The sequence below is a fragment of the Rhizobium sp. CNPSo 3670 genome (assembly GCF_057784555.1).
Genome location: NZ_JBXSOL010000015.1, coordinates 102,889 through 127,929, shown reverse-complemented (window position 1 = coordinate 127,929; position 25,041 = coordinate 102,889). Strand labels below are relative to the sequence as shown.

Below are 25,041 nucleotides of genomic sequence, written 5' to 3'. Positions count from 1 at the left end.
GTTGGCCACCCGAGCTGAATGTTCGTCAGACTGCCCAGCAGGAGCAGCCGAGAGCGCCGAAGAAGCCCTTGAGGTCGGCTATCGGGAGCTTGGATGTCCAGGCTCCGCCATGGTCGTGGCCGTGAACGCTGCAATCGTTGGCGCATCCGCATGTAGAGATAGCGGTGCGGCGCAGCGAACGAGCGCCCGCGCCTTCCGGTTCACCCCAGGCCGCGTATCCGCCGAACTTGCGGACAGGCGACCAGTCGGGCATCGCGGGCGGAATGTCGTTCTCGTCAAGCGTCTTGAAGTCACCCGCGCCGTAGACGATCTTGCCGCCGACCATGGTCAACTCCGAGACGATGAAGGAGATCTCGTCTTCGGCGCAGGAGAAGAAGTCCTTGTCCGGCACCACGAGATCGGCGAACTGCCCTTTCTCGATGCGGCCCTTCTTGCCTTCCTCGTTGGAGAACCATGTGACCTTTTCGGTCCACATCCTGAGCGCCGTCTCGCGGTCGAGGCAATTGGCCCGCGGATAGAGCTGCATGCCGCCGAGCGTCTTGCCAGTCACCATCCACGACAGCGAGACCCACGGATTATAGGAGGCGACGCGGGTGGCATCGGTGCCGGCCGAGACGTTGACGCCCTTGTCGAGCATCTTCCTGATCGGCGGGGTCGCTTCCGCCACGCCGTGCCCATAGCGCTCAACGAAGTATTCGCCCTGATATGCCATACGATGTTGTGTGGCGATACCACCGCCGAGCGCGGCGATACGGTCGATCGAGCGATCCGAGATGGTTTCGGCATGGTCGAAGAACCAGTTTAGTCCCTCGAGCGGAATGTCTTTGTCGACCTTCTCGAACACGTCAAGGGCACGGGAGATCGTCTCGTCATATGTGGCGTGCAGACGCCACGGCCAGCGGTTTTCGGCCAGAACCCGCACGACCTCTTCCAGCTCGCCCTCCATTTCCGGCGCCATTTCCGGGCGCGGCTGCCGGAAGTCCTCGAAGTCGGCGGCGGAGAACACCAGCATTTCGCCGGCGCCGTTGTGGCGGAAGTAATCGTTGCCCTGCTTGTATTTGACCGAGGACGTCCAGTTTAGGAAGTCTTCCTTCTCCTGCTTCGGCTTCTGCGTGAAAAGGTTGTAGGCCAGCCGAACCGTCATCTGGTTCTCGTCGGACAGCTTCTGGATGACCTCATAGTCGTCAGGATAGTTCTGGAAACCACCACCCGCGTCGATCACGCCTGTCACGCCCAGTCGGTTCAACTCGCGCATGAAGTGGCGGGTAGAGTTGACCTGATAGTCCAACGGAAGCTTGGGCCCCTTGGCAAGCGTCGAATAGAGAATGCCTGCATTCGGCTTGGCCAGCAGCATACCGGTCGGATTGCCGTTGGCATCGCGGGTGATCTCGCCTCCGGACGGGTTCGGGGTGTCACGGCTGTAGCCGACAGCGCGAAGAGCCGCACCGTTGAGCAGCGCACGATCATAGAGGTGCAGAAGGAACACGGGTGTGTCAGGCGCGACAGCGTTGATCTCGTCGAGAGTGGGCAGCCGCTTTTCGGCGAACTGATGTTCGGTGAACCCGCCGACGACGCGAACCCACTGCGGCGCGGGCGTGATCGCCACCTGGCGCTTCAGCATGTCCATCGCATCGGCGAGCGAGCGCACGCCGTCCCAGCGCAGTTCCATGTTGTAGTTCAGGCCACCGCGAACGACATGGGTATGGTTGTCGATGAGGCCGGGGAGAACGCGCTTGCCCTTGAGGTCGATGATCTTAGTGCTGGAACCAGCGCGCGCCATGATCTCACTATCGGATCCGACTTCGAGGAACAGCCCATCCTTAATGGCGATTGCCGTAGCATTCGGATTGGTCCGGTCAAGGGTGGTCACGCGGCCATTGTGGAGGATCAGGTCGGGATGCATAGTGTCTACTCCGGTCTGTCTGGCATCGGCAGCTTTCGCTGGTGAGAAGAGGTTCGAGAAGGCCAAACTCGATGCACCTCCGAGAAAGGATCGACGCGTGGTCATCAGCCCCGCTCCTCTACAGTCGCCTTTGCCTTATGAGCAATGTTGATGCGGTCGCCGCCCTTCGGCAGGTGACCGAAGATGTGCGGCTTGATCTGATGAATCCATGAGATCGCCGCCGGCTCGTTTCTCCAAAGCGTCTTCGCGAACGGAATAATTTGTTCGCCGACAAGGATTCCGAGAAGGCCGACCAGGGCAATGACAGGCGGTGCTGGTGATCGGACGTTGAGAAGGCTGTAGACGGTCCCGACGAGCAGGCCAGCACCAAGCGACATTAAATAGATTTTCATGAGATGTTCTCCAATTAAGGAAAGGACCGCTCCGATGGGATGATCGGAACGGTCTGATCAGACTGTTACTTTGCGGGATTCGGACCGATGCGCTTGCCGTGCTTGACGCGTTCTTCTGCGCCGTGAACCATTGTGTAGGCGTAGTCGATGCCCATTCCGTACGCGCCCGAATGCTCCTTTACGAGGGCTGTGACCGCATCGTAGGTCTCCTTGCGAGCCCAGTCGCGCTGCCACTCGAGCAGGACCTGCTGCCAGGTGACCGGAATCACGCCTGCCTGCACCATGCGATCCATCGCATATTTGTGTGCGTCCGCGGACGTGCCGCCGGAAGCATCCGCGACCATGTAGATCTCGTATTCCGGGACATCATGGAGAGCCGAGAGCGCGAACGTCGTGTTGCAAACCTCGGTCCACAGACCGGAGACGACGATCTTCTTGCGGCCGTTGGCGGCGTTCTTCGCCAGAGCGTCACGAACGTTCTGGTCATCCCACGAGTTCATCGAGGTGCGCTCAAGGATATCGTTCTCGGGGAACACGGCGAGGAGTTCCGGATACGTGTTGCCCGAGAAGGATTGCGTCTCGACTGTCGTGATCGTGGTCGGGATGTTGAAGATCTTGGCAGCCTTGGCGAGGCCGACGACATTGTTCTTCAGCGTCTGACGATCGATCGATTGGACCCCGAATGCCATCTGCGGCTGCTGGTCAATAAAGATGAGCTGGCTGTTTTCCGGGGTCAGGACTTCGAGCTTGGACATGGTCACTTCCTCTTCGGTTGTTTGGACCGCCTGTTGCGGTGTTATAATGGGCAGCAGCAATTGATCGGACGCGGGTGCGACCTGGTTCGGCGAACCTTGAAGTGTTCCTGGACCCGTCTCGGAGCCGCTCACTCGTTGTCTTGGCTGCTGAAAACAAACTTATCGCACGGCTGATGTCCACGGAATTGCAATAAGACTTTCCATTGAATTGCGGTATCTGCAACAATCGTTAGACCGCAAGCGCGGCCGAAATGGAAAGCGCCGCGGCCCTTTCGGACGCGGCGCTCTTATCGTGGCTTTGACGGGAGATTGCTGCTCACGCCGACAATGGCACGAGGTTGGCCTGAATCTCGGTGCGATAGTTCTCGTATCGGCTTGGGAGCTTGAGAGCCTCCCCAAGATGCGCCGTATCCTCGTCCCGGTTGAAGCCAGGCTCGTTCGTCGCGACCTCGAACAGCACCCCGCCAGGCGTGCGGAAGTAGATGGCCCAGAAATAATCGCGGTCGATGACGGGGGTGACCTGGTAGCCGGTGTCCATCAGCGCCTTGCGCACCTCGAGCTGCTTCTCGCGGTTTTCGACGGCGAACGCGATGTGGTGCACCGAACCTGCGCCCTGGCGCGCAAAAGGCGTCTTCGGCAACGCTGCCAGATCGATCGTGTCCGCTCCATTGCCGTCGGGGATAATGAATCGGGTCACGTCGCCCTCTTTGTCAGCGCGCTGGTAGCCCATGAACCCGAGCAGCTCTTCGGTCGCAGCGGTGTCATGAAGGCTGAAACGAGCGCCAGCGAAACCGCGAATGGCCGCGTCGTCGGGGATTCCATCTGCAACCCACGGCGCCCGCGTGTCACCGGAGGACTCGATCAGCGCAAGGCCGTCGCCGTCCGGCCCCATGAAGCGAAGTCGGTTGGCACCGAAGACGGTGTCAGATTCCAGTCCGTCCACACCTTGAGCGATGAAGCGGTCCAGCCAGAATTTCAGCGAGCCCTTCGGCACGGAGAACTGTGTTTCGCCCACTTCGCCGACGCCGGGACGGCCGAGCATCATGTTCGGGAATGGAAAATAGGTCATCACTGTCCCGGCCGCCCCTGTCTCGTCACCGTAGTAGAGGTGATAGACGCTGGGGTCATCGAAGTTGACCGTCTGCTTCACGCGGCGCAGACCAAGCGTATCGGTGAAGAAGCGATTGTTCTGCCGCGCGTCCGATGCCATCGAAGTCACGTGGTGTAATCCCTTGATGTCCTTAATCATGGAGATGCCTTTCAGTGGGCATCGAAATTGTTCATCTGAAAACTACGCCTGTTGATCGCCATCGGGTATTGCAATATTCCTCTCGAGTGAATTGCAAATCCTGAAACAATGACATGAACGATTACAAAGCCCTCAGAACCTTTCTGCTCGCTGCCGAAAAACGAAATTTCGCCCAGGTCGCCCGCGAGTTGGACATGACGCCGGCAGCCGTCACACGCGCGATTGCAGCACTCGAGGCGGAACTTGGCGTGCAGCTTTTCGTGCGCACGACAAGGCAAGTCTCGCTGACGACTGACGGCGCAATCTTCGCCGCGCAGATCCAGCCAGCGGTGAAGACGCTGGAAGAAGCGCGCCGCGAAGTTATGAATGCACACAAGGCCGACGAAGGGCGGCTGCGGATCAGCGCGCCGACGTGGTTCGGCAAGACCGTGCTGCCGCCGATCCTGTCAGGTTTCAAGGAACGCTATCCGAAGATGAGCTTTGAGATTTCCTTGTCCGACGGTTTGGTGAATATCGTCGATGACGATTACGATCTGGCGATCCGTATCTCATCACAGCCTTCGGACAAGTACACGATCTGGAGAAAAATCAGGGTAGTGCCGCGCATCCTGGTCGCGGCCCCGGGGAGCCGTTTCGCCGATATGCAACATCCCAACGAACTAAAGCCAGACGACTGCCTCGCCTATAGTGGCGAAAGCCGGCGCGAGAACTGGCTATTGTCCGACGGTGGCTCAAGCATCACGATCTCGGCAGGTCGGGCCTTCAGCGCCAACAGTGGCGAGGTACTGGCGGACATGGCCGCCGACGGTGCAGGTGTCGCACTGCTCCCAGGATTCAACATCGCCGATCACATCAGGAGCGGTCGTCTCGTCCACGTCTTCAAGGGGTGGGCGCCGCCTGACCTGTGGCTGACGCTGTTTTACCCGCCGTACCAGGCCCTTCCACCCCGCATCGCTTCATTCTCGAAATTCTTCGAAGAGCAAGTCGCGGCGCAGATGGTCATGCTGGATTGACGTACACCGCCGCGCATCATCACGGATCCTCAGGAGACTTACACCTTCCTCAGATCGAGCCGTCCTGTGAAAGCGCCCTTAGTCTTGCGGCGACGATTTTCTGTAGCTGCCACAGGTTTCGATCGAAGATGTTCCGGTCAGCCAGATCCAAGACCGTCCGATGCAGGTATTCCGCGCAGGATCCCGCCGGTCCGCATGCCTGAGCGATCAACACTGCGGCGTCGTCGAGCGGTATCTTCTCCGTGAGCCGTGATCGCTTCGTGCTCGCCCAAAATGTGAGTGCGCGGCGTCTACCCGTCGGTGTCTCGACCGAAACCCATCGCACCATGTCGCACACCTCGGCATATCGGATTTCGCGCGCCAGAAGCGTACGCAGATCCTGCCTTTTCGTGGCGCAGGGGAGCTTCAGCACGAGGCCAGAGCAACTCCCTCCCGGCCGAAGCGCCAGCATCAGACCCGGCGCATCGGAGGTAGCCCTTAGCCGTTCTATCCTCAACGAGAACGCACGATGCCACCCGTACGCAATGGCTTCTTCACTTGTCGCTACTTCGAAGCCCGGGTTCCACATCAAAGACCCATAAGCGAACACCCATATCTCCTCGTCACCAGCCTCCCGCTCTACTCTGCTGACGAGTTCATCGAGTCGCTGACCCGAGATTGGAGTCCAGTTAGGCTCTGGGCCCTCGTCCTCGACGGGCTTGAAGGTTTTGGCTACGAGGTCCGGGGTCAGTTGCATGGCAACAGGTACCGGTGTCTTGGCGGTGGTTGTTTTTAGCATGGCGGCAATTATTTCAACGAGATAAACGCCGAAGGACCATCGCATCCGGCAGTTCTTGGGGGTCGCCTGATCATTTAACGGGGACTGTTTCTATCGAAGAGGGTAGCGCGCCGAGCGCCTGTGGATCTTTGTGAGGCGACGGGTGCGTGGGAGGCCGCCCCCGTCGCCAGGACCGATCAGGCCTGGACGAAGGCCAGCAGGTCGGCGTTCAGCACGTCGGCATTCACGGTCAGCATGCCATGCGAAAACCCCGGGTAGGTCTTCAGCGAACCTTTCTTCAGAAGCTTCATCGACTTCAGCGCCGAGTCCGCAATCGGAACGATTTGGTCGTCTTCCCCATGCAAGACGAGCGTCGGAACGGTGATTGCCTTCAGGTCCTCCGTCTGGTCGGTTTCGGAGAAGGCCCTGATGCCATCGTAATGGGCCTTGGCGCCGCCCATCATGCCCTGACGCCACCAGTTCTGGATCACGCCTTCCTGCACCTTGGCGCCTTCCCGGTTGAAGCCGTAGAACGGCCCGGTCGGAACGTCGCGAAAGAACTGCGCGCGGTTGGCGGCAAGTGCCGAGCGGAAACCGTCGAACACTTCCATCGGCAGGCCTTCGGGATTGGCCTCTGTCTTGAGCATGAGCGGCGGCACGGCCGAAACGAGAACCGCCTTGGCGACGCGGCCGGCAGGTTGGCCGTGCTTGGCCACATAACGGGCGACCTCGCCGCCACCGGTGGAATGACCGATATGGACGACATTCTTCAGGTCGAGCGCCTCGACGACGGCAAAGGCATCGGCTGCGTAATGGTCCATATCGTGACCGTCGGCCACCTGGGCGGATCGGCCATGGCCACGCCGGTCATGGGCGACGACGCGAAAACCTTTCGACAGGAAAAACAGCATCTGCGCATCCCAGTCGTCGGACGACAGCGGCCATCCATGGTGGAACATGATCGGCTGGGCATCCTTAGAGCCCCAATCCTTGTAGAAGATTTCGACGCCGTCTCTGGTGGTTACATATGGCATGTTCTTGGATCCTTCGATTGGGTTTATGATGGGAGCCGCATTGGCTGCGAAACTGAGAGAGGGTGAAATTGCCATGGCTGCTGCGGCGGCGCCTATTGACAACAGCGCGTCTCGGCGGGTCATGGAATGGTGAGGTTGGGTCATCTTCGTCCTGCGATTTCGTTATTGAAAACTTCAGCTAACTTGTGTTCGTCTGACAGGGGTAATATTGCCGTCATCTCCTCACGTCCACAATTGCGAGAATAATTGCGAGTTTATTGCGTCGCGTGAAATAATGGGGCCCGGGCCTGACGTGCTCCCGTCGTGAGGCCATCTGTATTCCTGAAGCAGGCGGCGGACGGCAAGATGAGCCCGGCGCCAAAAGCGTCGCCGGGGCTGATTGACGAGGACGTGAAGACGCTCGCCGCCGACAGTGTCAATCAGGCCATGCACAAATTCATGACCCTGTCGACGCCGCTGCAATAACCTATCTTCTTGATCTGCACCGCCGCATCGGGCCGATCTGCGCCTACTTCGATGAGCTTTACAAGGTTTGAAAAAGCACTGAGACAGCCAGGCTTGCGAGGAGCTTACCGATCCGAACGAGCTGCGCTCACTTCCGATCGAACGAATCGCCGCCTGCCGGCGGCACGAACGCGTTCATGTCCTGGCGATCGGATTGCTGAACGGGCCTCAGTGCATTCTAGGAGGTCTCCGCCCGCGCGGAGCCGATGTGACAGCGATCGGCTTAGTCCAAGCCTTCGCAACCTGGCGCGATCCGCATTTGACAGTGTCGATCAACGGTTGCCAAGCCAGGCCAGAAACTCCCGATAATTCTCAGTGCAAAAGCAGGAGATGCAAAGAAAATTCGAACATGCAACTTGGCAACCGAGATCGTCGCTCTTTCCCGATTGGATCAGCTCGCCCGGGAGACGCCGGCCCGACTCGAAGCCTCGCTGCCCGAGAAGATGATGACGGCGAACATCAGCACGCCGGCGAAGGCGATGAGCGAGGAAATGGCGACAATCGGTTCCATTGCCATGTTTCCGGAAAGCAGCAGATAGAGGGACGGGATCAGCACCGCGACACCGAAGGTATAGACGACGTACTGGATCATTGCCAGGCGCTTCTCGGCCTTGTGTGGATTGAGCGCGTGGTAAACGCCGAAGAGCGCCATGGTGACCCAGCCGAGCAAATTGGCGTGGGCATGGGCCCCGGTCGGTGCGTGGTTACCTGAAATCGACATGTGAAGGCCGACCGAGATACCGGCGATGAGAAAAATGATGGCGGTCTTGAAGTAAAGATTTGCGATGCGTGGCATTGGTTTTCCCCTCTGTAGCCGACGAAACTTAGCACGTTTTCAAGTTTCTGAGAAAGAGCGCATCAGAGGATCTTTGGAGCGCCAGCCCTGTCATCGATATCAGAATGGAAATATTGCCGGGAAGCCAGGCGACACTAGAACAACATTGCGGGGGCGAGCAGGTTAACCCTGATGGCAGTGTCAGTGGGAACTTGTTACAACGGCTTGCCGCAGGCACGCTCCGCCTAGAACAGGTTGGTCGAACTAAGCCACAAGTGTCGCGGAACCGAGAACCAACCGCGGGCGTTTGTTGGATCATGTTGAAGCAGCAGGTATTTCGCCCCCGGATCGGAACGGTTCACCAGATTGACAAGCACCAGGTGCATGTTCTGGAGAGCGGCGACTTGAACGCCAGGCCGATCGTTGTCCTCCATGGCTGTGGGAGCCTGGCTGAAGAGGTTCTGCTTCCGTTTGCTCAGAGCCCGTTCCGAATGGTAGCCCCGGATCGCCCGGGCTATGGTTTCAGCAGCCCTCTTCCTCTCGCTGAACGAGGACCAATAGGCCAATCCTTTTGGCTTGAGCGTCTGATCGATGCAATGGACCTGCATTGCGTCTCGATTGTAGCCCACTCCATCGGCAGCGCGCCGGCACTTCATTTGGCCGCGCGCCGGCCGGAGCTGGTGAACGGATTGCTTCTGATTTCGCCGTGCTGCAGGCCCGTCCCACCGAAACCGCTGCCCATCCTCCGGGCATCCGTCGCCCCGGTGGTGGGATCCTTGATCCGCCAGCACGTAATCAGCCGATGGGCAGCGTTTTTTCTCGAGCGTGGTCTGCGATCGTCGTCCTTTCCAAACCCTTTGCCTCCCCAGCTGTCGATATTGCCCGCCGCTCATATGGTTAATCCGGGCGCAATTGAAACAATGGCTAACGAGCTGCGAGCCTTCAACAAAGACATGGAACTTCAGCCGACGCTGCCCGGCAATCTTCCATTACACGTCCTGTTCGGTTCGGAGGATCGCATAGTTCAGCCGGCCTGGCACATCGATGGCGTTCGGCAGAAGCATCCGAGGCCGACGATCAGGGTGATCGAGGGCGTCGGCCACCTTCCACATCATGTTTTGCCAGCCGTAGCCCGACAGATGCTGAGCGACCTTGCGAGGGAGCAAGCACAGCAATCGTCTGAGCGGCAGCATTTGGCTGGTGTCGCGTGAGCGGGCCCACCTATCCCTCGCCTGAACTCTCGAGTAGGCAGAATAGGGTGATCTGGCCGCGGAGGGGCGCTGATCTCCGCGAATGAACCCCGACTGAATGGTGTCTTCAGCTTCCGTTCCGAAGAGAGCGTCTAGAAGAAAGACGTTCAACCGCGGTCTTATCCGCCTGAGGAGACATGTTCATGATCCGCACGTCTATCATTGCAACTGCACTCGTCGCTCTCGTCGGCATTGCCGCCGCAGCCCCCGCCATGGCCAATGATGTTCGTATCGAACAATATGGCTGGTCGAACTCTGCCGGTGGGGCACAGGAAGGATACGGAAACCGGATCAGAACCTATCAGAACGGTGGCTACAACCGAATTCTCGGCCGTCAATATGGGCGACATAATCTTTCAGCTGTCGGTCAGGAAGGCAATGACAACTATGGCGCCACCTATCAGCGCGGCAACCGCAACGTAGCGGGCATTGGCCAATTCGGCTCCAGCCACACGACCATTCTTACCCAGGACGGTAATGGCAACATCGCGGCCGGCGTCCAGGTCGGCCATGGCTGCAGCGCGAATGTCAGCCAGGGCGGCAACGGCAATGTCGCGGCCTTCGTCCAGGCCTGCCCTTAGGCGCCTGCACGGTGATGTAAAAGAGGTCAAGATCGCAACAGCAGACCATCAGGGGAAACGACCATGCCAAATAGCATCAAACATCCTCACCGCATGATGACGATTCTCGCGCTGGTCCTGCTTCCCGTCGGCGCGGTTTCCGCCATGACGAAAGCCAACCAATCTGACCGGGTGCAGCTTTGCGAAATCAAAGCAACCCCGGGGGCAGGTATGGTGAGACTGGACGCGCTCGTCCACGCCGACAAGCATGTCGGCGGGACTTACACCTTCCATGTCAAAAAAGTGGGAGACGGCGGAAGCTCTACGATCAACCAGAGTGGCGATTTTGATGCAGTCGAGGGACATGCGACAATCCTTGGTTCGGTTTCGCTCGACTCGAAAGGAGCCAAATACAAAGCCACGCTGGACGTCGTCGTCGGGGATGAGAGTTTCAGCTGCGTGAAGCAGATCGGCGGCAACTAATCGGCCTCCAAATTCTCCAGTTTTCCTAAAGGGCGCCGTTTACGGCGTCCTTTTGCTTCTACCGGGCCGAAGCGACTGAACGACAACTGAACGGGCAATTCCGACTGGGTTCAGCTGCAAGATGTGAAAGTTGATCATCGGCTGAGGCAGCCGCAAATGGAGATCAGAATGACCCGCAACCTGTTTAAGATCCTTGCCGTCACCCTTCTTGCCGGGAGCCTCGGCCAAGTAGCCTTGTCTGCGCCAGCCTATGCGGGCGGCAGGATCTCGTTCAACCTCGCACCGGACAATGCGCGGGATGCCGGACTTTTTTCAACCGGGTTGCGCGTCTATTCGCTCTATCGCGGTTTGAAAGACGCTGACATCAAGCAGCTGGGTCGGGGTAACGCGGCTGGTATCGCTCAGGCTGGCCGCGGCAACCTCGGCTTTGTCAGGCAACGGGGCAATGGTCATTCCGCGACGTTGCGGCAGAACGGCAACAACAATGCCTATGGCATTTTCCAGTATGGGCGAAATACTGAAACCGACGTGGTGCAAGATGGGGATAACGGCAGTGGCGCTACCTTCAGCTATGGCTGGTAAGGCGGTTCACAGGCCGGGCGCGACCAGCCAGCGCCTATACGGAATCTCTACGGCGAGTTTTAAGCCGCTAAAACGTAAGCTGTACCTTGCAGGCGGCCGTACGGTCGCCGGCAAGGGTGAAGGCAGCGGCGGCTTCTTCCAAGGGTAGACTGTGGCTGATGATCGGCCGGACATCGATCTTGCGGCTTGCGATCAGCCTCGCGGCTGTGGCGAATTCCTCGTGGAACCTCTGCGTGCCGTGAATATGCAGCTCCTTGCTGACAATGGCGTTGAGCGGGACCGGGATCTCGCCCGTGACGCCGACCTGCACGAGGGTGCCGCGCGGCCGGATGGCGGCGATTGCGCTTCGGATCGCGGGTGCGGCGGCCGAGCATTCGAAGACGAGATCGAAATAGCCCTTGCCCGCCTCGAATTTGCCAAACGCTGCCGCATCCCCGGAAACATTGATCGTGCGATTGGCGCCCATCGCTTTCGCCCGCTCCAGCGCCGCATCGGCGAGATCGGTCACGACGATCTCGGCCGCACCGTGATGCCGCGCGGCGGCAACCATCAGACAGCCGATCGGGCCGGCGCCGGTGACGAGGGCGCGTTTGCCTGATATCTCGCCGGCGCGCGATGCGGCATGCAGGCAGACGGCAAGCGGCTCGGTGCAGGCCGCTTCCTCGGCCGTCGTCTCGGCTCCCATTTCGAAACATTGCCGGGCCGGCACCACCAGCCACTCCCGGAACATGCCCTGCTCATGCGGCAGGCGCATCGCGCTGCCCATGAAGCGCATATCGAGGCAATGGATCGGCAGTCCCGTCACGCAGTATTCGCAATGGCCGCAAGGCTGGCTTGGATTGACTGCGACCAGTGTGCCGGCTTTGAGATCGACCCCCTCGCCCGCTTGGTTCACCCTCCCCGAGGCCTCGTGGCCGGGGATGATCGGCTCGCGCACCCTGACCGGCCCGAAGCCGCCGTCCTGATAATAATGCAGGTCGGAGCCGCAGATGCCCGCGGCCGCCATCTTGAGAAGCACCTCGCCTGGACCGGGAGCTGGAACCGTGTCCATTTCGACCCTGAGATCGCCCTTCTGGTAAAGCCGCGCCAGACGCGTCTGCATCCTATTCTCCTATCTCAACAGTCCGAGCTGCTGCGGCAGCCAGAGGGATACCGCGGGAATGAAGGTGATCAGGATCAGCGCCACGAACAGCGGCACCAGCCAGGGCACGATCGCCATCGTCGTGCGTTCGACCGAAAGCTTCGCGACGCGCGACAGCACGAACAACACCATGCCGAGCGGCGGGTGAAGCAAGCCGATCATCAGGTTCAGCGTCATGATCAGGCCGAACTGAACGGGATCGATGCCGAACTTCGCGACAATCGGCAGAAGGATCGGAACGAGGATGGTGATTGCGGCGATCGTATCGAGGAAGCAGCCGACGAAGAGCATCAGCAGGTTCACCAGGATCAGGAAAACCCACTTATTGTCGGTGATCGCTAGGATCGCATCGGAAAGCAGCTGCGCGGCCTGGCTGACCGTCAAGAGCCACGCGAAAACCGAAGCGGCCGTGACGATGAAGAGCACCGACGCCGTCGTTTCGATCGTATCGAAGCTGGCTTTGGCAAGCGTCGAGAGCGTCATCGTGCGGTAGCGTACGAGGCCGAGGAACAACGACCAGAGCACGGCGGCGACAGCGGCCTCCGTCGGCGTGAACCAGCCCATCGTCATGCCGCCGATCAGGATGACCGGCGTCATCAGCGCCATGACGGCGGAGAAGCCGAAATACCAGTCGAGCGCCAGAAGCACGAGAAGGGCTATACCCGCCGCGGCGTTCATCGAGAGACCGGCGCGCATCATCAGATAGATCGCCACAGGCACCATCAGGACGACGACGATTTCCACGCCGGCCGACAGGAGCTCGCGCACATTGAACGGCGCGTCCGATCCCCACCGCTTGCGATAGGCGAAGGCGGCGACGGTGACCATCATCAGCAGCGTCATGACGACGCCGGGCAGGATGCCGGCCATGAAGAGGGCGCCGATCGAGACATTCGCCATCATGCCGTAGATGACGAAGGGCAGCGACGGTGGGAAGATCGGCCCGAGTGTCGCCGAGGCCGCCGTGACACCGACAGCGGCCTCGACGGGATAGCCATGGTCCTTCATCGCCTTGATTTCGATCGTGCCGATGCCGGCCGCATCGGCAAGCGCAGTGCCGGACATGCCGGAGAAGATGACCGAGCCGATGATGTTGACTTGCGCCAGCCCGCCCTTCATCCAGCCGACGAGAGCGACCGCGAAGGAATAGATACGGCCGGTAACGCCGGCGGAATTCATCAGATTGCCGGCCAGGATGAAGAAGGGCACGGCGAGCAGCGGAAAACTCTCGACGCCGGCGATCATGCGCTGGGCGACGATGATGTCTGGCGCCACGCCGTAAAGGACGATGTAAAGCACGGAGGCGACGGCCATCGAGATGGCGACGGGCACGCCGACCAGCATCAGCAGCAGAAACGAGCCAAGAAGCAGCAGCATCGGGTCATCCTTCGACGGATTGAAATTCTTCCGGGCGCTCCAGGACGGAGTAGCCACGGCGCAGATTGGCGATGAAGACGATGACCGCACGGATCAGCATCAGCACGAAGGCGACGAGAACGGAGTAAAAGACGATGTTGCGCGGCAGGTCGATGGTGACCATCTGCTCGTCGGCGACGATGTCGACGTAACGCCACATCAAATAGCAGCCATAGGCGAAGAAACCGATGCGGACGATATCGACGAAGGTTGCGAGCACGCGCGCCAGCCCTGCCGGCATATAGTGATAGAACACATCCACCTGAATATGCCGCGAGGTGCGCACGCACATGACCGCGCCGAGAAAGACGACGCCGATCAGGCAGTTGATGGCGATTTCCTCGGTCCAGGCATAGCTGTCATTCAGCACATAACGCGTGAAGAACTGCAGGAAGACGCAGCCCGCCATCAGCCAGAAGACGATCAACGTGATCCAGTCCTCGACAGCATAGTCTGCGACATGTGCGGTCGGCGCGTGCCCTTCGAATTCGTGGCCGATTTCCTCGGCCGTGATTGGCGTATGAATTTCTTGCGACATGATCGGCCTTGTTCCGGTTGGAGAAGATGGGCGCGGCGTGTGGCGGCGCGACCTTCATATTGTTGGCAAGCCTTGTGCCGCTGCTGCCCTTGTTCGTGCCGAAGGCTGCCCCTCACCCTAACCCTCTCCCCGCCGGCGGGGAGAGGGGACTTGCCTGCGAGGCGTAAGGGGGAAGCGGAAGGGTGCGGCTTGTCCCTTCTCCCCGCGCGCGGGGAGAAGGTGGCGGCAGCCGGATGAGGGGCTGGCCGCGCTCTCAGGCTCCTACTGAATCGCCCGGATCGCTTCCCAATCGGCCTTCTCGTAGCCGAAGTCTTCGAACTTCACCTTTTCCACCACATTCTTCTCGAAATCGCTCTTGTCGACCTCGGCGACGTTGAGCCCCTTCTCCTTGAAGGTCGCAACCAGGCTGTTTTCCTTGCCGGCGATCGTCTTGCTCGTGCGCTCGGCTGCCTGCTGCATCACTTCACCGAAGATCTTCTTGTCCTCGTCGGAGAGCTTCGCCCACAGCTGCTTCGAGATCACGGTGTTCAGGTGATCGACGATATGGCCGGTGAGGATGATGTTTTTCTGGACCTCGTAGAACTTCTTCGCCTCGATCGTCGTCAGCGGGTTTTCCTGCGCCTCGACCGTCCCGTTCTGCAGAGCGAGATAGACCTCGGCAAAGGCAATCGGCGTGGTGTTGGCGCCGCATGCTCGCGGCATGGCGAGATAGGCCGGAACGTCGGGCACGCGGATCTTCAGGCCCTGCATATCGGCGCATTTGGCAATCGGTTTATTGGAGGTGGTGTGGCGCGTGCCGTAATAGCTGACGGCGGCGATATGGTTGCCGGTCTTGTCCTCATAACCCTTGGCGAGACGCTTGAAGACGTCGCTCTTGGTATAGGCGATCAGATGATCGGGATTGCGGAAGATATAGGGGAAGTAGGTGACGCCGATCGGCTTGTAGTCGCGTGCGGCAAAGCTCGATCCAGAAATGATGATGTCGACCGTACCGAGCTTGAGCCCCTGGTTGATGTCGGCTTCCTTGCCGAGCTGCGAAGCCGGATAGACCTCAATCTTGTAGCGCCCGTCGGTACGCTTGGCGATCTCTTCCGCGGCCCAGACGGAATCAGTGTGGAAGGGCTCCGAGGTTTCATAGACATGTGCCCATTTCAGTACGGTCTGGGCATGCGCAACCGCCGTCGTCGCCATGATCGCGGCTGCGGTGCACAGTATCGTTGCCAGTCTCATCTTCATTGCGCTCTCCTCCCATGCTCGGGTTTAAGTCTTGGTGGTTCCTTTCGCGGGCGCCTTGTCGCGGCCGCGCTCCTCCTCTCCCGAGAACTCCTCCCCGAAGCTCTCGGAAAATCTCTTCTGCGATAGGGTGAGATGGCTGCGCATTGCAGCCTTCGCGCCGGCGGCATCGCCGGCGGCGATTGCATCGCGGATGGCCCGGTGCTCATCGACGGCGCTGCGCCATGTCGTCGGCCCCTCGAAATGGCTGGCGAGCTTGGCGAAATACGGAGTCATACGCATGTCGAACATCTCGCCCGTCACGCGGGTCAACGTCGAATTGCCGACAATGGCGGCAATGCCGGTGTGAAAGGCGCGGTCGGCGGCGAGCACCGTCGCCGCATCGTTGAGGCTGCCGCTCATGCGCATCAGCGCCTCGTCAAGCACGGCAATGTCTTCAGGCCTGGCCCGGGTTGCCGCTTCTTCGGCTATGGCGCATTCGATGATCGCGCGCGCCTGCAGCAATTCGAAAGGCCCCTCCACTGGCTCGCTTTCGCTTGTCGCCATGCTGATGCCCTGCCGGCGCACCACATAGATGCCGGAGCCCATGCGGATGTTGACGAGACCCTCGACCTCCAGAACGATCAGGGCTTCGCGCACGGTCGGGCGTGATACCGACAGTTGCTCTGCCAGCTCGCGCTCGGCCGGCAGCTTCTGGCCGACGACAAGCTCGCCGCCGGCGATCATTGAACGAATCTGATCCGCCACCTGCCTGTAGAGGCGGCGCGATTCAACGGGCGAAAACATCTTGGCCTCCCCGGCGGCTTCTCCTCAAGCACGCCGTCTGGTCAACTGGCCTGACCAATTCCTTGGTAGCACCGTGGCAGTTGTGCGTCAATGCGCCGCATGAAATTCAAGCGCGCATCGCCCGCGCGTCAACGACCGTGGGAACCTACACCATCTTCACGGGTTCGGGGCCCGACATTGGGAGCATGATGATGAATTATCTCTGGCTTTTTGCGGTATCGGGAGGGGCGGCCTTTCTCGGAATTGCTCTTGCTTTCGGAATGATCAAGCAGGATGGGCGACGATCGGTCGCCGCCATCGCCGGCGCTTTTGTGGTCGCCATCGGCGCGCTCGGACTCGGCATCTATGTCCAGAAGGCGCCCACAGCTCCTTTGCGCGCGTCCGATAGGGAGGGGTCGCAGAACCGCCTTCCGGCAGCTGCGACGACCGAAAAGGATCTGCCGGGTAAATGACGCGTGGGTATCGCCGACTTCGGTGCACGCCGGCTTCAGCGCCTCAGCGCCAGAGATGGGCGGTCGATCAGCGGCAAGCCGCGTCCTGTGGTACCAGGGAGGTCGTAGGCGTCTGCGGCGAAGGCTTCGAGGGATGCGCGGTTCTGGATGATCACCAGGCCGCGGGTGAAATAAATGAGATGCTTACCCTCCAGGATGCGTAAGGCATCGGTGACGCTGGAACAGCGCACTCCGAGCAACGTGGCCACATATTCGTGCGTGATTTCAACCTCTTCGTCATTGAGGCGGTCGTTGCACATCAGAATCCATTTCGCCAGGCGAACATCGATCTTGTGCACGGCGTTGGAGGGCGCGGTGTTGGCGACCTGCGGGAACAAGTTATGGAGAAAACGCGAAAGCAGCCGGCGGACCGCAGGCCGATCGGCGAGGAAGCATGCCAGGGCGCCGGCTTCCGCACGGCGCCCATCACAGCCCAACCTGCATCGTGACGTCGAATGAAAACTGCTCCGCGTCCACCGTCAGAGCCGGCGGCAACATCCCGTCCCTGCCAAGCACGCCGATCTCGACTTTGCTGCCCTCAGGACTCGTCGCCTACAATGGAAGCAATGCCGGTTCCCGGATCCGCCAACTGCGACAGAATGAGATTTTCGCTTTCGAACGCTCGCATCACGCTGCCCTTTGTTTGGCAAGAGGACACGTCAATGGCCGAGTGCAAGGCACCTCGCCGTAAACTGCTATTATCGACAGAAGGCTCCGTAGCCACTTTGTACGCAAGCGCACTTGGGTGAGAATTTACTGTAGTAAGTGCTAATGTAACTGACGGCAATTCCATGGGGGCGCAGACATGGATCAATATCCCCTTTCGAGCGACGAGGCGGAAATCTATCGGCACATCATTGAGAGCGCCCGGGACTATGCAATCTTTGCGATGGATCGCGACGGCACTGTCGTGACGTGGAGCGCCGGCGCGGAAAATCTCTTCGGCTATTCGCCGCCCGAAATCATCGGACAGAGCGGTGCCGTGATCTTTACGTTCGAAGATCAGCTTGCCGGGGCAATGCTTAAGGAGATCAGGCTTGCCTTGACCACCGGCCGCGCCGACGACAATCGCTGGCATGTGAGAAAGGACGGCAGTTCGTTCTGGGCTTCGGGACTGATGATGCCGCTTCGCAACGATGCCGGCGAGACCTATGGCCTTCTGAAAATCGTCCGCGACCGAACGCAGATGCTGCATGAGGACGAAGCTCGGCGCGCCAGCGAAGAGCGCCTCCAGCTTATTCTCAAAAGCGCGATCGACTATGCGATCTTCGCCTTCGGCCGCGATGGGCGGATCATCAGCTGGAACACCGGCGCGTGCCGCATCTTCGGCTACGAGGAGAGCGAGATCCTCGGTCGCGACGCCCGCATCCTGTTCGTTCCCGAGGACCGCGAAGAGGGCGCGCTGGAGCGCGAGATGGAGGCGGCGGCCGAGCGCGGCCGCGCCGAGAACGAGCGGTTTCACTTGCGTAAGGACGGCTCGACATTCTGGGGCAGCGGCTTGACCATGCCGCTGCGCGCCCAGCGCGCCGGTTTTCTCAAAGTGCTCCGGGACGATACCGAGCGGCATTTCGCCGACGAGCATCAGCAGATCATGCTGCGGGAGATGAGCCATCGCGTCAAGAACAGCCTGGCTCTGGTTGCGGCCATGCTCGCCATGCAGGCCCGTTCGACCAAACAGGAGGAGGTCGGACAGGCGCTTCGCGATGCGGAAGCGCGTGTCGGAACCATCGCCCAGGTGCACGATCAATTATGGCGTCAGCCGGATATCGAAACGGTGGATCTGGCGGATTTCCTGTCGAGCCTCTGCCAGCGCCTGCAGCAATCGACCTCCCGCCACGCAGTATCAGTCAACGCTGATCCATGCATGGTCGATGCCGACCGGGCGATCCAGATCGCCCTCCTCGTCAATGAGTTGGTGACCAATGCCTTCAAGCACGCCTATCCCGATGTCTCCGGCGCCGTCACAGTCAGCGCCCGCAGCATTGCCGATGAGATCCGCCTCGAGGTCGCCGACGACGGACGAGGACTGCCGCCGGAAGTGCTGTCCGGCGAGAACGGCGGAAAAAGCCTCGGAATGAAGATCGTGCGTGCGTTGGTGCAGCAACTGAGGGCCGAGCTTCACATCGAAAACCGGGAGCCCGGCACGGGGTTCGTGATCAGGCTGCCGAGGGAGGTTTGAGAGCGTTCCGTGTCGGCCGGGGAATGAAGTCGGCAAGGGCGCCCTTGGGAATTTTATCGCCCGGCTTTTGTCACAACCGTACAAAACTTTTCTACAGATGGTCATCATTGCATGCATGACCCATATCTCTGTCATTACCGCCAACGAGGCGTCGGTATGAGCACGGGCTGTCTCCCGCCAGGAGAAGCGCATGCACGTACCGGACCAACGCAATATTCGGAATCTGCTGTTGAAGGCCCTGCCGGCCGAGGCATTCCAAAAGCTCACCGGCGATGGCAGTCTGATCGAACTTCCGGCCAGACATGTTCTGGTCGAAGCCGATCAGCCGAACGAGTATGTCTGTTTCATCGAAGGCGGTCTTGCCTCAATGGTGGCCGCCAATGGCGATGACGAAGCCGTCGAGGTCGGCCACATCGGACATGACGGCATGTCCGGCCTTCATGTCCTGCTGAGAACGGATACGACACCCAACCGCACCTTCGTTCAGGTCGCCGGCTCCGGCGTGCAGGTGTCAGTGAAAAGCTTCAAGCAGGTGCTGGCGGAATTTCCGGTCGCCAACGAACTGTTCCTCAAATACATGCATTGCTGCGACATTCAGCTGGCCCAGTCAGCGCTTGCCAACGGGCGCTACAACATGCACGAGCGGCTCGCCCGCTGGCTGCTGATGTGCCACGACCGGCTGAATGGCAGCGACCTGCCGCTGACGCATGAACTGCTGGCCATCATGCTCGGCGTGCGCCGCGCAGGCGTCACCAACGAATTGCACGTCATTGAAGGTCTTCGAGCGATCAGGTCGACGCGCGCCAATGTCAGGATCCTCGACAGGGACCGGCTGGAAGAAATCGCAGCCGGCTGCTACGGCGTTCCGGAGCGCGAATATCAACGTTTGATCGGTCTGCCGATCCGGCGCCCCACTAATCGGCACTCCTGATCGTATCGGCGAAAGGCACGATCAGAACCAGGGTCCCCTGTTCGTCGCAGATGTAGATCTTTCTCGCTGAAATGTCTTTTCCCGAAAGAATTGCCTGACTCATGAGGGCTCTTGCATCCTGAACGGCTTCGCGCCTGGCGTCTTCAATGGTCGCCAGTTCAGAACCATCGGGATCAACGACCGTGCCGGTGTCTGAAACGACATTAAAATAAAATCGTGGCATCAGCCGCCCCATCGTTGCAGAACCAATGCCATAGCCTGTCTTAAGGTTCCGTGGAAAAGAACCAGGGCGCCCTTTAAAACGGCGACAATTTCCTCGTTTCAAATCCTGCTGTCGAAATCAGTGGGACGTTTCGGCGCCGCCAGTGGCAAGACGCGTCATCGTCGCGCGAAGATCGAGGAGCTCCATAAGAATGATCTCCCATTCCTCGTCATCCGCTTTGGCAATCGATATGACCGAAGCGTCGATCATGCGAAGCAGACGATCGAGAGCCGGAGCTCGACCGAAGTTGTCCGGCACTCCATCGCGCAGGTTTCTAAGATCGGCAACGATCTGTCGCAGAGCAATCTGCCGATCGACAAAACCGAGTTCGGAATGCCCCGCCGCGACAGGGGCACTTTGCCGGGTTCTATCCATCGTGCCCATCCGCCCGCCCGGCATTCTCGCGCACATGTGCGCAGGCCGGTGCATCCGGGGTGACGAGCAGGTCCTCTGGATCCAGATACACATGCCGCATCAGGCCTGCGAGCCTATGCTTGTCTCGAATGCCGCATTCGAACCAGGATACGAGTTCTCTGGCAATATGTTCGGCTGCCCGGCTGGCGATCCCGCATGATTTTTCCTGGCACCAGTCTTCAAGGACCGCGGTCAGCATTGCCACGTCGTCGGGCTGTAACGGCGGCTTCGTGATTCCCGCGTGCTGCATCATCCGCGTTCCTCCCCTTGTATGCGACGATCCTAAACTTAGGGTCATCGATTTCAACAGCTGGTGCGAAAACGTACGGATCGCACGGCCGGCGCCGGGATCCCAACCGCCGGGGAACAAGGCGGCCCGGCAAGGGTTCGGCGGTCAGGGCAAAATGAACGTCGCATGACAGGCTCGAATATGGTAGGCACGATACAGGCGCGGACCCGCCTATGCTTCTAAACCGCCATTGAACAGCATGATCACCCTAAAACCTGGATTACAGTAGGCGTCCGCCATGAAGTCGCTCAGTCCGGTCGCCGGCAAGACGATCCTTATCATTGGTGAAGCCGGCTTCCTTTCGGACGGTGCAAGAAAGGCGTTGATCGCGCGCCAGGCGGTGCTCGCCGGCCCCCTTGTCATCTCCAGCGCCATGGAATGCTTGAGCGAGGGCCTGCTGTTCGATGCGGTGATCGTCGACGTGACGATTTCCGACGAAGCCATGCTCTGGATAAATGATTGGTTGGAGACACGGCGGATTCCTTTCATCTTTGCCTATGACGAGCGATCCGAAACACCGCCGGGCAGCTTTGTGGTCAGTGGGCGTCCTTCCGACGTGGACGCGATGATCGCCGCTCTGTTCGGAGGGGACCCGTCCTATTATCACTAAAGCGCCTGGCTTCCCTTCGGGCGCGCGATGCGGTGGGTGTTCGCTTCCGTACAATGGAGGACGAGGAGTTGTTTCGGCTGCAATAGAGTCCCATTATTCAAAAACGCACGGTGAAAAGCTTAGGGACCAGGGTCATGCTCGATTCTCAGTCCATCCATTTGAAAGCGCTCGATTCTGCCGATCTTCAGCGTCTGCAAATCGTCTTGGATGTGATCTGCCGCGAGGCCGGCAAAGCCGTGCGTTCGCCTGAAATGCAGGAGGTCGCCGCTCTGCTCATTCGCCTTTATCGCCACGGTTTGACTGACGAGGTCAAGCTGCTGTCGGTCGGCCGTCTGGCGTCGGCGAAAAGGGGGCTCTCCCGAACTGCTGCGATCACGGCGGGGCGGAGATCGAAACGGCCGCTCGGTCATCTCAATCTGACGAGGAGCAGCTCATGAATGACGGTGAAAAAGCGCGAGCCGACATCGAAGGAACCGAAAAGGAAACCGCCGATGCGAGGAAAAACCCGCCCGCCGGCCCTCACGCCAAGGATCATCTCATAGACGAAAGCAAAACGCCCGGCGCCGGCGCGCTGTCCGAGAAGGACGACCAGAGCATCACGCCAGGATCAGGCTGATCCACCGCCGGTCCGCCGAAAAACACCGTCGGCTGCGGAACCTGCCCCTTCGGGCGCGGTTCGAGGGGAATGGAACCCGAAAATGAAGTTCCCACCAATTATCAGGTAACGACGAACCCTGCCCTCACGGGACTTTTGGGACGCTGCCCGCGGTGCCAGCGGGGTCATCTGTTTTCCGGATATCTTACGCTCGCCCGAGGCTGCGAAGTCTGCGGCCTGGATTATTCATTCGCCGATCCGGCGGATGGGCCGGCCTTCTTCGCGATGTCGATCGTCGCCGTTCCGGCGCTCGCCTTTGCCCTCTGGTTCCAATTCACGTTCGAGCCGGCGATCTGGGTGCATCTCATCGTCAGCCTGCCCCTCAGCGTCATCGCCTGCATTCTCATTCTGAGGCCGCTGAAAGGCTGGCTCGTGTGCTCGCAATTCTTTCACAAGGCGGAGGAAGGCAGTATCGACAGAGCCTGGCATGCCTCCGAGAAGGAGCGGAGGGAGCGGTCCTGAGGCGCTCACGCGGCGGCATGCTTTTCAGCGGGCGAGATCCTTGCCGATCAGCCGCCGATATTCTTCTTCGGCAGCGCCGTAGGATCCATGCGCCTCTTCTATCAATCCCCGCCGGTTGAGGATGACGATCTGTCGCCGCGTGGATCGGATCAGCCCCTTGCCTTCGAGCAGGTGCAGAGCGACCGTGACCCCTGCGCGGCGCACGCCGAGCATCACCGCCAGAAACTCGTGGGTCAGCCAAATGGTCGCGCCATCGGTCCGGTCATGGACCATCAGCAGCCATCGCGCCAGCCGCTCCTCGAGCTTGGCATGGCCGTTGGCGAGCACCGTCGACGTTGTCTGCGCGAGCAGCGCCTGGACATAGGCGAGAAGCAGGCTGCGCAAGGGGCGGCTTTCCTCCATCGCCGCAGAAAGGACCGATGCCGGCAATTTGAAGCCATGGCCGGAGACTTGCATGAACGTCCGGTTCGCGGATTGATTTCCCCCCAGAATTACTGCTGCACCCGTCATGCCCTCGCGGCCGACAATGCCCACTTCGATATCACGCCCGCCCGGAAATCTCGCCACGATCGAGGCAAGCCCTGATTCGAGAATATAGACGTCGCTGACCGGACTATTCTCCATTTCAATGACCAGAGGCACTTCGAGATCGACGGGCTCCAGATGCGGCAGCAGGAGCTGCTGCTCCTGCGGGCCCATGGCGCGCAAAAGTTCATTGCGAAAGTTCAATTGTTGGTCATCCATGTCCATACGCGCATCAGTGATAATGCGGCCCTTGCTGCGGGCGAACCTAACCATCTAGAATCGTTCAGCAATACATTGTGCAATAGCGTACAGACTCGAGGGCCTGCGCTCGATCAGCCACTACCCGCGCTCGCAGTGCGGCCGAGCGTCTGCGAGATCCATGACCTGACTAGGCTGTTTGCTCTATCTGCCAGCCTGGTCGGCAATCGGTTGAAGCCGTGCGGGGCCTCCGGGAAGATGACGCGGTCGGCATTGCCGCTTTGGCTCTGCCATCGCTCATACATCGAGATGCTGTCGTCGAGGATTGGATCGAGCGCTCCGGCGACCAGCAGGGCGGGGGGCAGGCCAGAGAGATCGGCAAACAACGGACCCTTCGCCTCACGCCCGGAAAGGCTTGGCGTCAGTCGCTGCAAATTGCGCAGCGCCGATGGCCCATCGATCACCAGGCTTCTGCCGGTCGAGAGCCGCAGACTTTGCGACCCGCCGAGATCGAAAGCACCGCACATGGAAACAAATCCGACAACCCTCTCCGCCTTGCCGCGCTCGCGAAGGTGGAGGAGCGCCTCCGCGGCGAGATGCGCGCCCGAGGATTCGCCACCCACGATAATCCGCTCGACCTCAAACTCGGCGAGATGATCGACGAGCCATTCGATCGCGACCTTGCTGTCCTGAAGAGAGAGGTCCAGCCGGTCGTCGGCCGCATTATGAAAATCGACGCCGGCCACCAGTATTCGACAGTCTCTGGCGATTGGGCGGGTGATGCGGTCGTCAAGCCGGGCGTTGCCCATCACCCAGGCGCCACCATGGAAATGGACGTAGAGGCCGCAGACGCCGTCGCCTGGGCTGATCAGCCTCAGATTGATCCGCCTGCCGCCCGCCTTGATCGTGCGGGTGGCAATGTCGCGGCGGGCAAGCAGTCCATCGGGCAGGAAGAACTGCGCTGCTTCAATGGCGGCCTGCATGACCCTGGAATTCCAACGGCGGCCGGTATGGTAACGCGGAAGTAAGCCGAGCACAGCATTGAGCCCGCGCGCGTGTCGGATCTCGTGACAGGTCACATGCGGCGGGCTCCCGCTCGCCGCCATCCGATGTGACGTCTTTTTCACTTCGACGTCAGTCCCTGAATCCGGGTCAGATGCATCCTGAGATCCGGCAGGATCTTCTGGGCGGCACGCTTCAAGGCTCCGTCAGGACCATTTTGCGAATAGTCCAAGAAAAGGGACACAGCCTGCTGATGCGCCGAAACCTGCGTCGATAGATAGGCTTGGTCGAGGTCATTCTCAGGGCTTTGCCCAAGTGCTTCAAGCTTCTTCTGGTGCTCTTCGTCGAGGGCGGATGGCAGCTCGACACCATCCTCTTTGGCTGCTTGCGTCAATGCCGGTCCCGCTCGCCCGTGATCCTTCAGCATGTCATTGGCAAATTGCTTGGCGTCCTCAGCCGAGCCCTTGGCAACTTCGATCCTAGCGGCTTCCACCTCGAACATGTTCGAGATGGACGCGCGCGTGGCGAAATCGGTTGCCTTCTGGTGCGAGGCGTCATCGGCAAGAGCGGGCGCCGCAATCAGCAAAAGAAAGCAAAGTCTGGCTATCACCTTCATGAACGTTCTCCGGTATGAGTGCGGGGCGAGCCTGAC

General features: G+C 60.0%; 31 protein-coding genes. 12 read left to right on the top strand and 19 right to left on the bottom strand.

What is annotated here, in order from left to right:
• Positions 1-25: 25 nt before the first annotated feature.
• The 4 genes from AC13QO_RS17655 to AC13QO_RS17640 form a co-directional block, all read right to left on the bottom strand.
• A complete protein-coding gene (locus AC13QO_RS17655) occupies positions 26-2,008 on the bottom strand; it encodes an amidohydrolase (RefSeq protein ID WP_157131518.1) in 1,983 nt (660 codons plus the stop codon).
• Complete coding sequence (locus AC13QO_RS17650) at positions 2,008-2,295, bottom strand: XapX domain-containing protein (RefSeq protein WP_085781367.1); 288 nt, start codon at positions 2,293-2,295, stop codon at positions 2,008-2,010. Before AC13QO_RS17650 ends, AC13QO_RS17655 begins: the two co-directional genes overlap by 1 nt.
• Before the next feature lie 65 nt (positions 2,296-2,360).
• Complete coding sequence (locus tag AC13QO_RS17645) at positions 2,361-3,050, bottom strand: hydrolase (protein ID WP_085781366.1); 690 nt, start codon at positions 3,048-3,050, stop codon at positions 2,361-2,363.
• A 316-nt stretch (positions 3,051-3,366) separates the two neighbouring features.
• Positions 3,367-4,299, bottom strand: a complete 933-nt coding sequence (locus AC13QO_RS17640) for a VOC family protein (protein WP_085781365.1) — start codon at positions 4,297-4,299, stop codon at positions 3,367-3,369.
• A 113-nt stretch (positions 4,300-4,412) separates the two neighbouring features.
• Between AC13QO_RS17640 and AC13QO_RS17635 the strand changes: the two genes are divergently transcribed.
• A complete protein-coding gene (locus tag AC13QO_RS17635) occupies positions 4,413-5,312 on the top strand; it encodes a LysR family transcriptional regulator (RefSeq protein WP_085781364.1) in 900 nt (299 codons plus the stop codon).
• A gap of 49 nt (positions 5,313-5,361) precedes the next feature.
• Here the strand turns inward: AC13QO_RS17635 and AC13QO_RS17630 are convergent, their stop codons facing one another.
• The 3 genes from AC13QO_RS17630 to AC13QO_RS17620 form a co-directional block, all read right to left on the bottom strand.
• A complete protein-coding gene (locus AC13QO_RS17630) occupies positions 5,362-6,090 on the bottom strand; it encodes a gamma-glutamylcyclotransferase (RefSeq protein WP_488541404.1) in 729 nt (242 codons plus the stop codon).
• Between the two features lie 176 nt (positions 6,091-6,266).
• Positions 6,267-7,103 (bottom strand): alpha/beta fold hydrolase, encoded by an 837-nt coding sequence (locus AC13QO_RS17625; RefSeq protein WP_348630268.1) that lies wholly within the window; start codon positions 7,101-7,103, stop codon positions 6,267-6,269.
• 895 nt (positions 7,104-7,998) lie between these two features.
• Positions 7,999-8,403, bottom strand: coding sequence for a hypothetical protein (locus AC13QO_RS17620; protein ID WP_085781361.1), 405 nt, complete (start codon positions 8,401-8,403; stop codon positions 7,999-8,001).
• Positions 8,404-8,699: 296 nt separating this feature from the next.
• Between AC13QO_RS17620 and AC13QO_RS17615 the strand changes: the two genes are divergently transcribed.
• The 4 genes from AC13QO_RS17615 (at position 8,700) to AC13QO_RS17600 (ending at position 11,257) form a co-directional block, all read left to right on the top strand.
• Positions 8,700-9,593 (top strand): alpha/beta fold hydrolase, encoded by an 894-nt coding sequence (locus AC13QO_RS17615; protein ID WP_085781360.1) that lies wholly within the window; start codon positions 8,700-8,702, stop codon positions 9,591-9,593.
• A gap of 182 nt (positions 9,594-9,775) precedes the next feature.
• Positions 9,776-10,213: a curlin gene (locus AC13QO_RS17610; protein ID WP_085782030.1), complete on the top strand. Its 438-nt coding sequence runs from the start codon at positions 9,776-9,778 to the stop codon at positions 10,211-10,213.
• 63 nt (positions 10,214-10,276) lie between these two features.
• On the top strand, positions 10,277-10,675 hold the full coding sequence (gene csgH, locus AC13QO_RS17605; RefSeq protein WP_085781359.1) for a curli-like amyloid fiber formation chaperone CsgH: 399 nt from the start codon (positions 10,277-10,279) through the stop codon (positions 10,673-10,675).
• A gap of 168 nt (positions 10,676-10,843) precedes the next feature.
• Entirely contained in the window at positions 10,844-11,257 is a 414-nt protein-coding gene (locus AC13QO_RS17600; protein ID WP_085781358.1) for a curlin, read from the top strand.
• A gap of 67 nt (positions 11,258-11,324) precedes the next feature.
• Here the strand turns inward: AC13QO_RS17600 and AC13QO_RS17595 are convergent, their stop codons facing one another.
• The 5 genes from AC13QO_RS17595 to AC13QO_RS17575 form a co-directional block, all read right to left on the bottom strand.
• Entirely contained in the window at positions 11,325-12,359 is a 1,035-nt protein-coding gene (locus AC13QO_RS17595) for an L-idonate 5-dehydrogenase (RefSeq protein WP_488541392.1), read from the bottom strand.
• A 9-nt stretch (positions 12,360-12,368) separates the two neighbouring features.
• The gene (locus tag AC13QO_RS17590) at positions 12,369-13,775 is read right to left on the bottom strand and encodes a TRAP transporter large permease (protein ID WP_488541391.1); all 1,407 of its coding nucleotides are present in this window, start codon (positions 13,773-13,775) and stop codon (positions 12,369-12,371) included.
• 4 nt (positions 13,776-13,779) lie between these two features.
• Entirely contained in the window at positions 13,780-14,352 is a 573-nt protein-coding gene (locus tag AC13QO_RS17585) for a TRAP transporter small permease (RefSeq protein WP_097601694.1), read from the bottom strand.
• Positions 14,353-14,613: 261 nt separating this feature from the next.
• Positions 14,614-15,588, bottom strand: coding sequence for a sialic acid TRAP transporter substrate-binding protein SiaP (locus AC13QO_RS17580; protein WP_488541390.1), 975 nt, complete (start codon positions 15,586-15,588; stop codon positions 14,614-14,616).
• Positions 15,589-15,612: 24 nt separating this feature from the next.
• The gene (locus AC13QO_RS17575) at positions 15,613-16,371 is read right to left on the bottom strand and encodes a FadR/GntR family transcriptional regulator (RefSeq protein ID WP_488541389.1); all 759 of its coding nucleotides are present in this window, start codon (positions 16,369-16,371) and stop codon (positions 15,613-15,615) included.
• A 191-nt stretch (positions 16,372-16,562) separates the two neighbouring features.
• Between AC13QO_RS17575 and AC13QO_RS17570 the strand changes: the two genes are divergently transcribed.
• Positions 16,563-16,823 (top strand): hypothetical protein, encoded by a 261-nt coding sequence (locus AC13QO_RS17570; RefSeq protein ID WP_085781352.1) that lies wholly within the window; start codon positions 16,563-16,565, stop codon positions 16,821-16,823.
• Positions 16,824-16,858: 35 nt separating this feature from the next.
• Here the strand turns inward: AC13QO_RS17570 and AC13QO_RS17565 are convergent, their stop codons facing one another.
• Positions 16,859-17,200 carry a helix-turn-helix domain-containing protein gene (locus AC13QO_RS17565; RefSeq protein ID WP_488541388.1) on the bottom strand — a complete coding sequence of 114 codons (342 nt, stop codon included), beginning with the start codon at positions 17,198-17,200 and terminating at the stop codon, positions 16,859-16,861.
• A 467-nt stretch (positions 17,201-17,667) separates the two neighbouring features.
• Here AC13QO_RS17565 and AC13QO_RS17560 point away from each other — a divergent pair, with 467 nt between their 5' ends.
• Positions 17,668-19,041, top strand: a complete 1,374-nt coding sequence (locus AC13QO_RS17560) for a sensor histidine kinase (protein ID WP_488541387.1) — start codon at positions 17,668-17,670, stop codon at positions 19,039-19,041.
• Between the two features lie 190 nt (positions 19,042-19,231).
• Positions 19,232-19,972, top strand: a complete 741-nt coding sequence (locus tag AC13QO_RS17555; RefSeq protein ID WP_085781350.1) for a Crp/Fnr family transcriptional regulator — start codon at positions 19,232-19,234, stop codon at positions 19,970-19,972.
• Here the strand turns inward: AC13QO_RS17555 and AC13QO_RS17550 are convergent.
• The 3 genes from AC13QO_RS17550 to AC13QO_RS17540 all read right to left on the bottom strand — a co-directional run bounded on the left by AC13QO_RS17550 (position 19,956) and on the right by AC13QO_RS17540 (position 20,901).
• Positions 19,956-20,195: a DUF6894 family protein gene (locus AC13QO_RS17550; protein ID WP_085782029.1), complete on the bottom strand. Its 240-nt coding sequence runs from the start codon at positions 20,193-20,195 to the stop codon at positions 19,956-19,958. The genes AC13QO_RS17555 and AC13QO_RS17550 overlap by 17 nt on opposite strands.
• Positions 20,196-20,312: 117 nt before the next feature.
• Complete coding sequence (locus AC13QO_RS17545; RefSeq protein WP_085782028.1) at positions 20,313-20,609, bottom strand: hypothetical protein; 297 nt, start codon at positions 20,607-20,609, stop codon at positions 20,313-20,315.
• Positions 20,602-20,901 carry a hypothetical protein gene (locus AC13QO_RS17540; RefSeq protein ID WP_085781349.1) on the bottom strand — a complete coding sequence of 100 codons (300 nt, stop codon included), beginning with the start codon at positions 20,899-20,901 and terminating at the stop codon, positions 20,602-20,604. The genes AC13QO_RS17545 and AC13QO_RS17540 overlap by 8 nt, the downstream gene beginning before the upstream one ends.
• Before the next feature lie 274 nt (positions 20,902-21,175).
• Here AC13QO_RS17540 and AC13QO_RS17535 point away from each other — a divergent pair, with 274 nt between their 5' ends.
• From AC13QO_RS17535 to AC13QO_RS17520, 4 genes are all read left to right on the top strand, one after another.
• Entirely contained in the window at positions 21,176-21,547 is a 372-nt protein-coding gene (locus AC13QO_RS17535; protein ID WP_085781348.1) for a hypothetical protein, read from the top strand.
• Between the two features lie 134 nt (positions 21,548-21,681).
• Positions 21,682-21,984 (top strand): hypothetical protein, encoded by a 303-nt coding sequence (locus tag AC13QO_RS17530; protein ID WP_085781347.1) that lies wholly within the window; start codon positions 21,682-21,684, stop codon positions 21,982-21,984.
• Complete coding sequence (locus AC13QO_RS17525; RefSeq protein ID WP_085781346.1) at positions 21,981-22,163, top strand: hypothetical protein; 183 nt, start codon at positions 21,981-21,983, stop codon at positions 22,161-22,163. The genes AC13QO_RS17530 and AC13QO_RS17525 overlap by 4 nt, the downstream gene beginning before the upstream one ends.
• 69 nt (positions 22,164-22,232) lie before the next feature.
• A complete protein-coding gene (locus tag AC13QO_RS17520) occupies positions 22,233-22,664 on the top strand; it encodes a DUF983 domain-containing protein (protein ID WP_085781345.1) in 432 nt (143 codons plus the stop codon).
• 24 nt (positions 22,665-22,688) lie between these two features.
• Here the strand turns inward: AC13QO_RS17520 and AC13QO_RS17515 are convergent, their stop codons facing one another.
• The 3 genes from AC13QO_RS17515 to AC13QO_RS17505 form a co-directional block, all read right to left on the bottom strand.
• Entirely contained in the window at positions 22,689-23,408 is a 720-nt protein-coding gene (locus tag AC13QO_RS17515; RefSeq protein ID WP_085782027.1) for a Crp/Fnr family transcriptional regulator, read from the bottom strand.
• Positions 23,409-23,521: 113 nt separating this feature from the next.
• Entirely contained in the window at positions 23,522-24,370 is an 849-nt protein-coding gene (locus AC13QO_RS17510; protein WP_245362247.1) for an alpha/beta hydrolase, read from the bottom strand.
• A gap of 140 nt (positions 24,371-24,510) precedes the next feature.
• Positions 24,511-25,005, bottom strand: coding sequence for a DUF4142 domain-containing protein (locus AC13QO_RS17505; protein ID WP_488541386.1), 495 nt, complete (start codon positions 25,003-25,005; stop codon positions 24,511-24,513).
• Positions 25,006-25,041 lie beyond the last annotated feature (36 nt).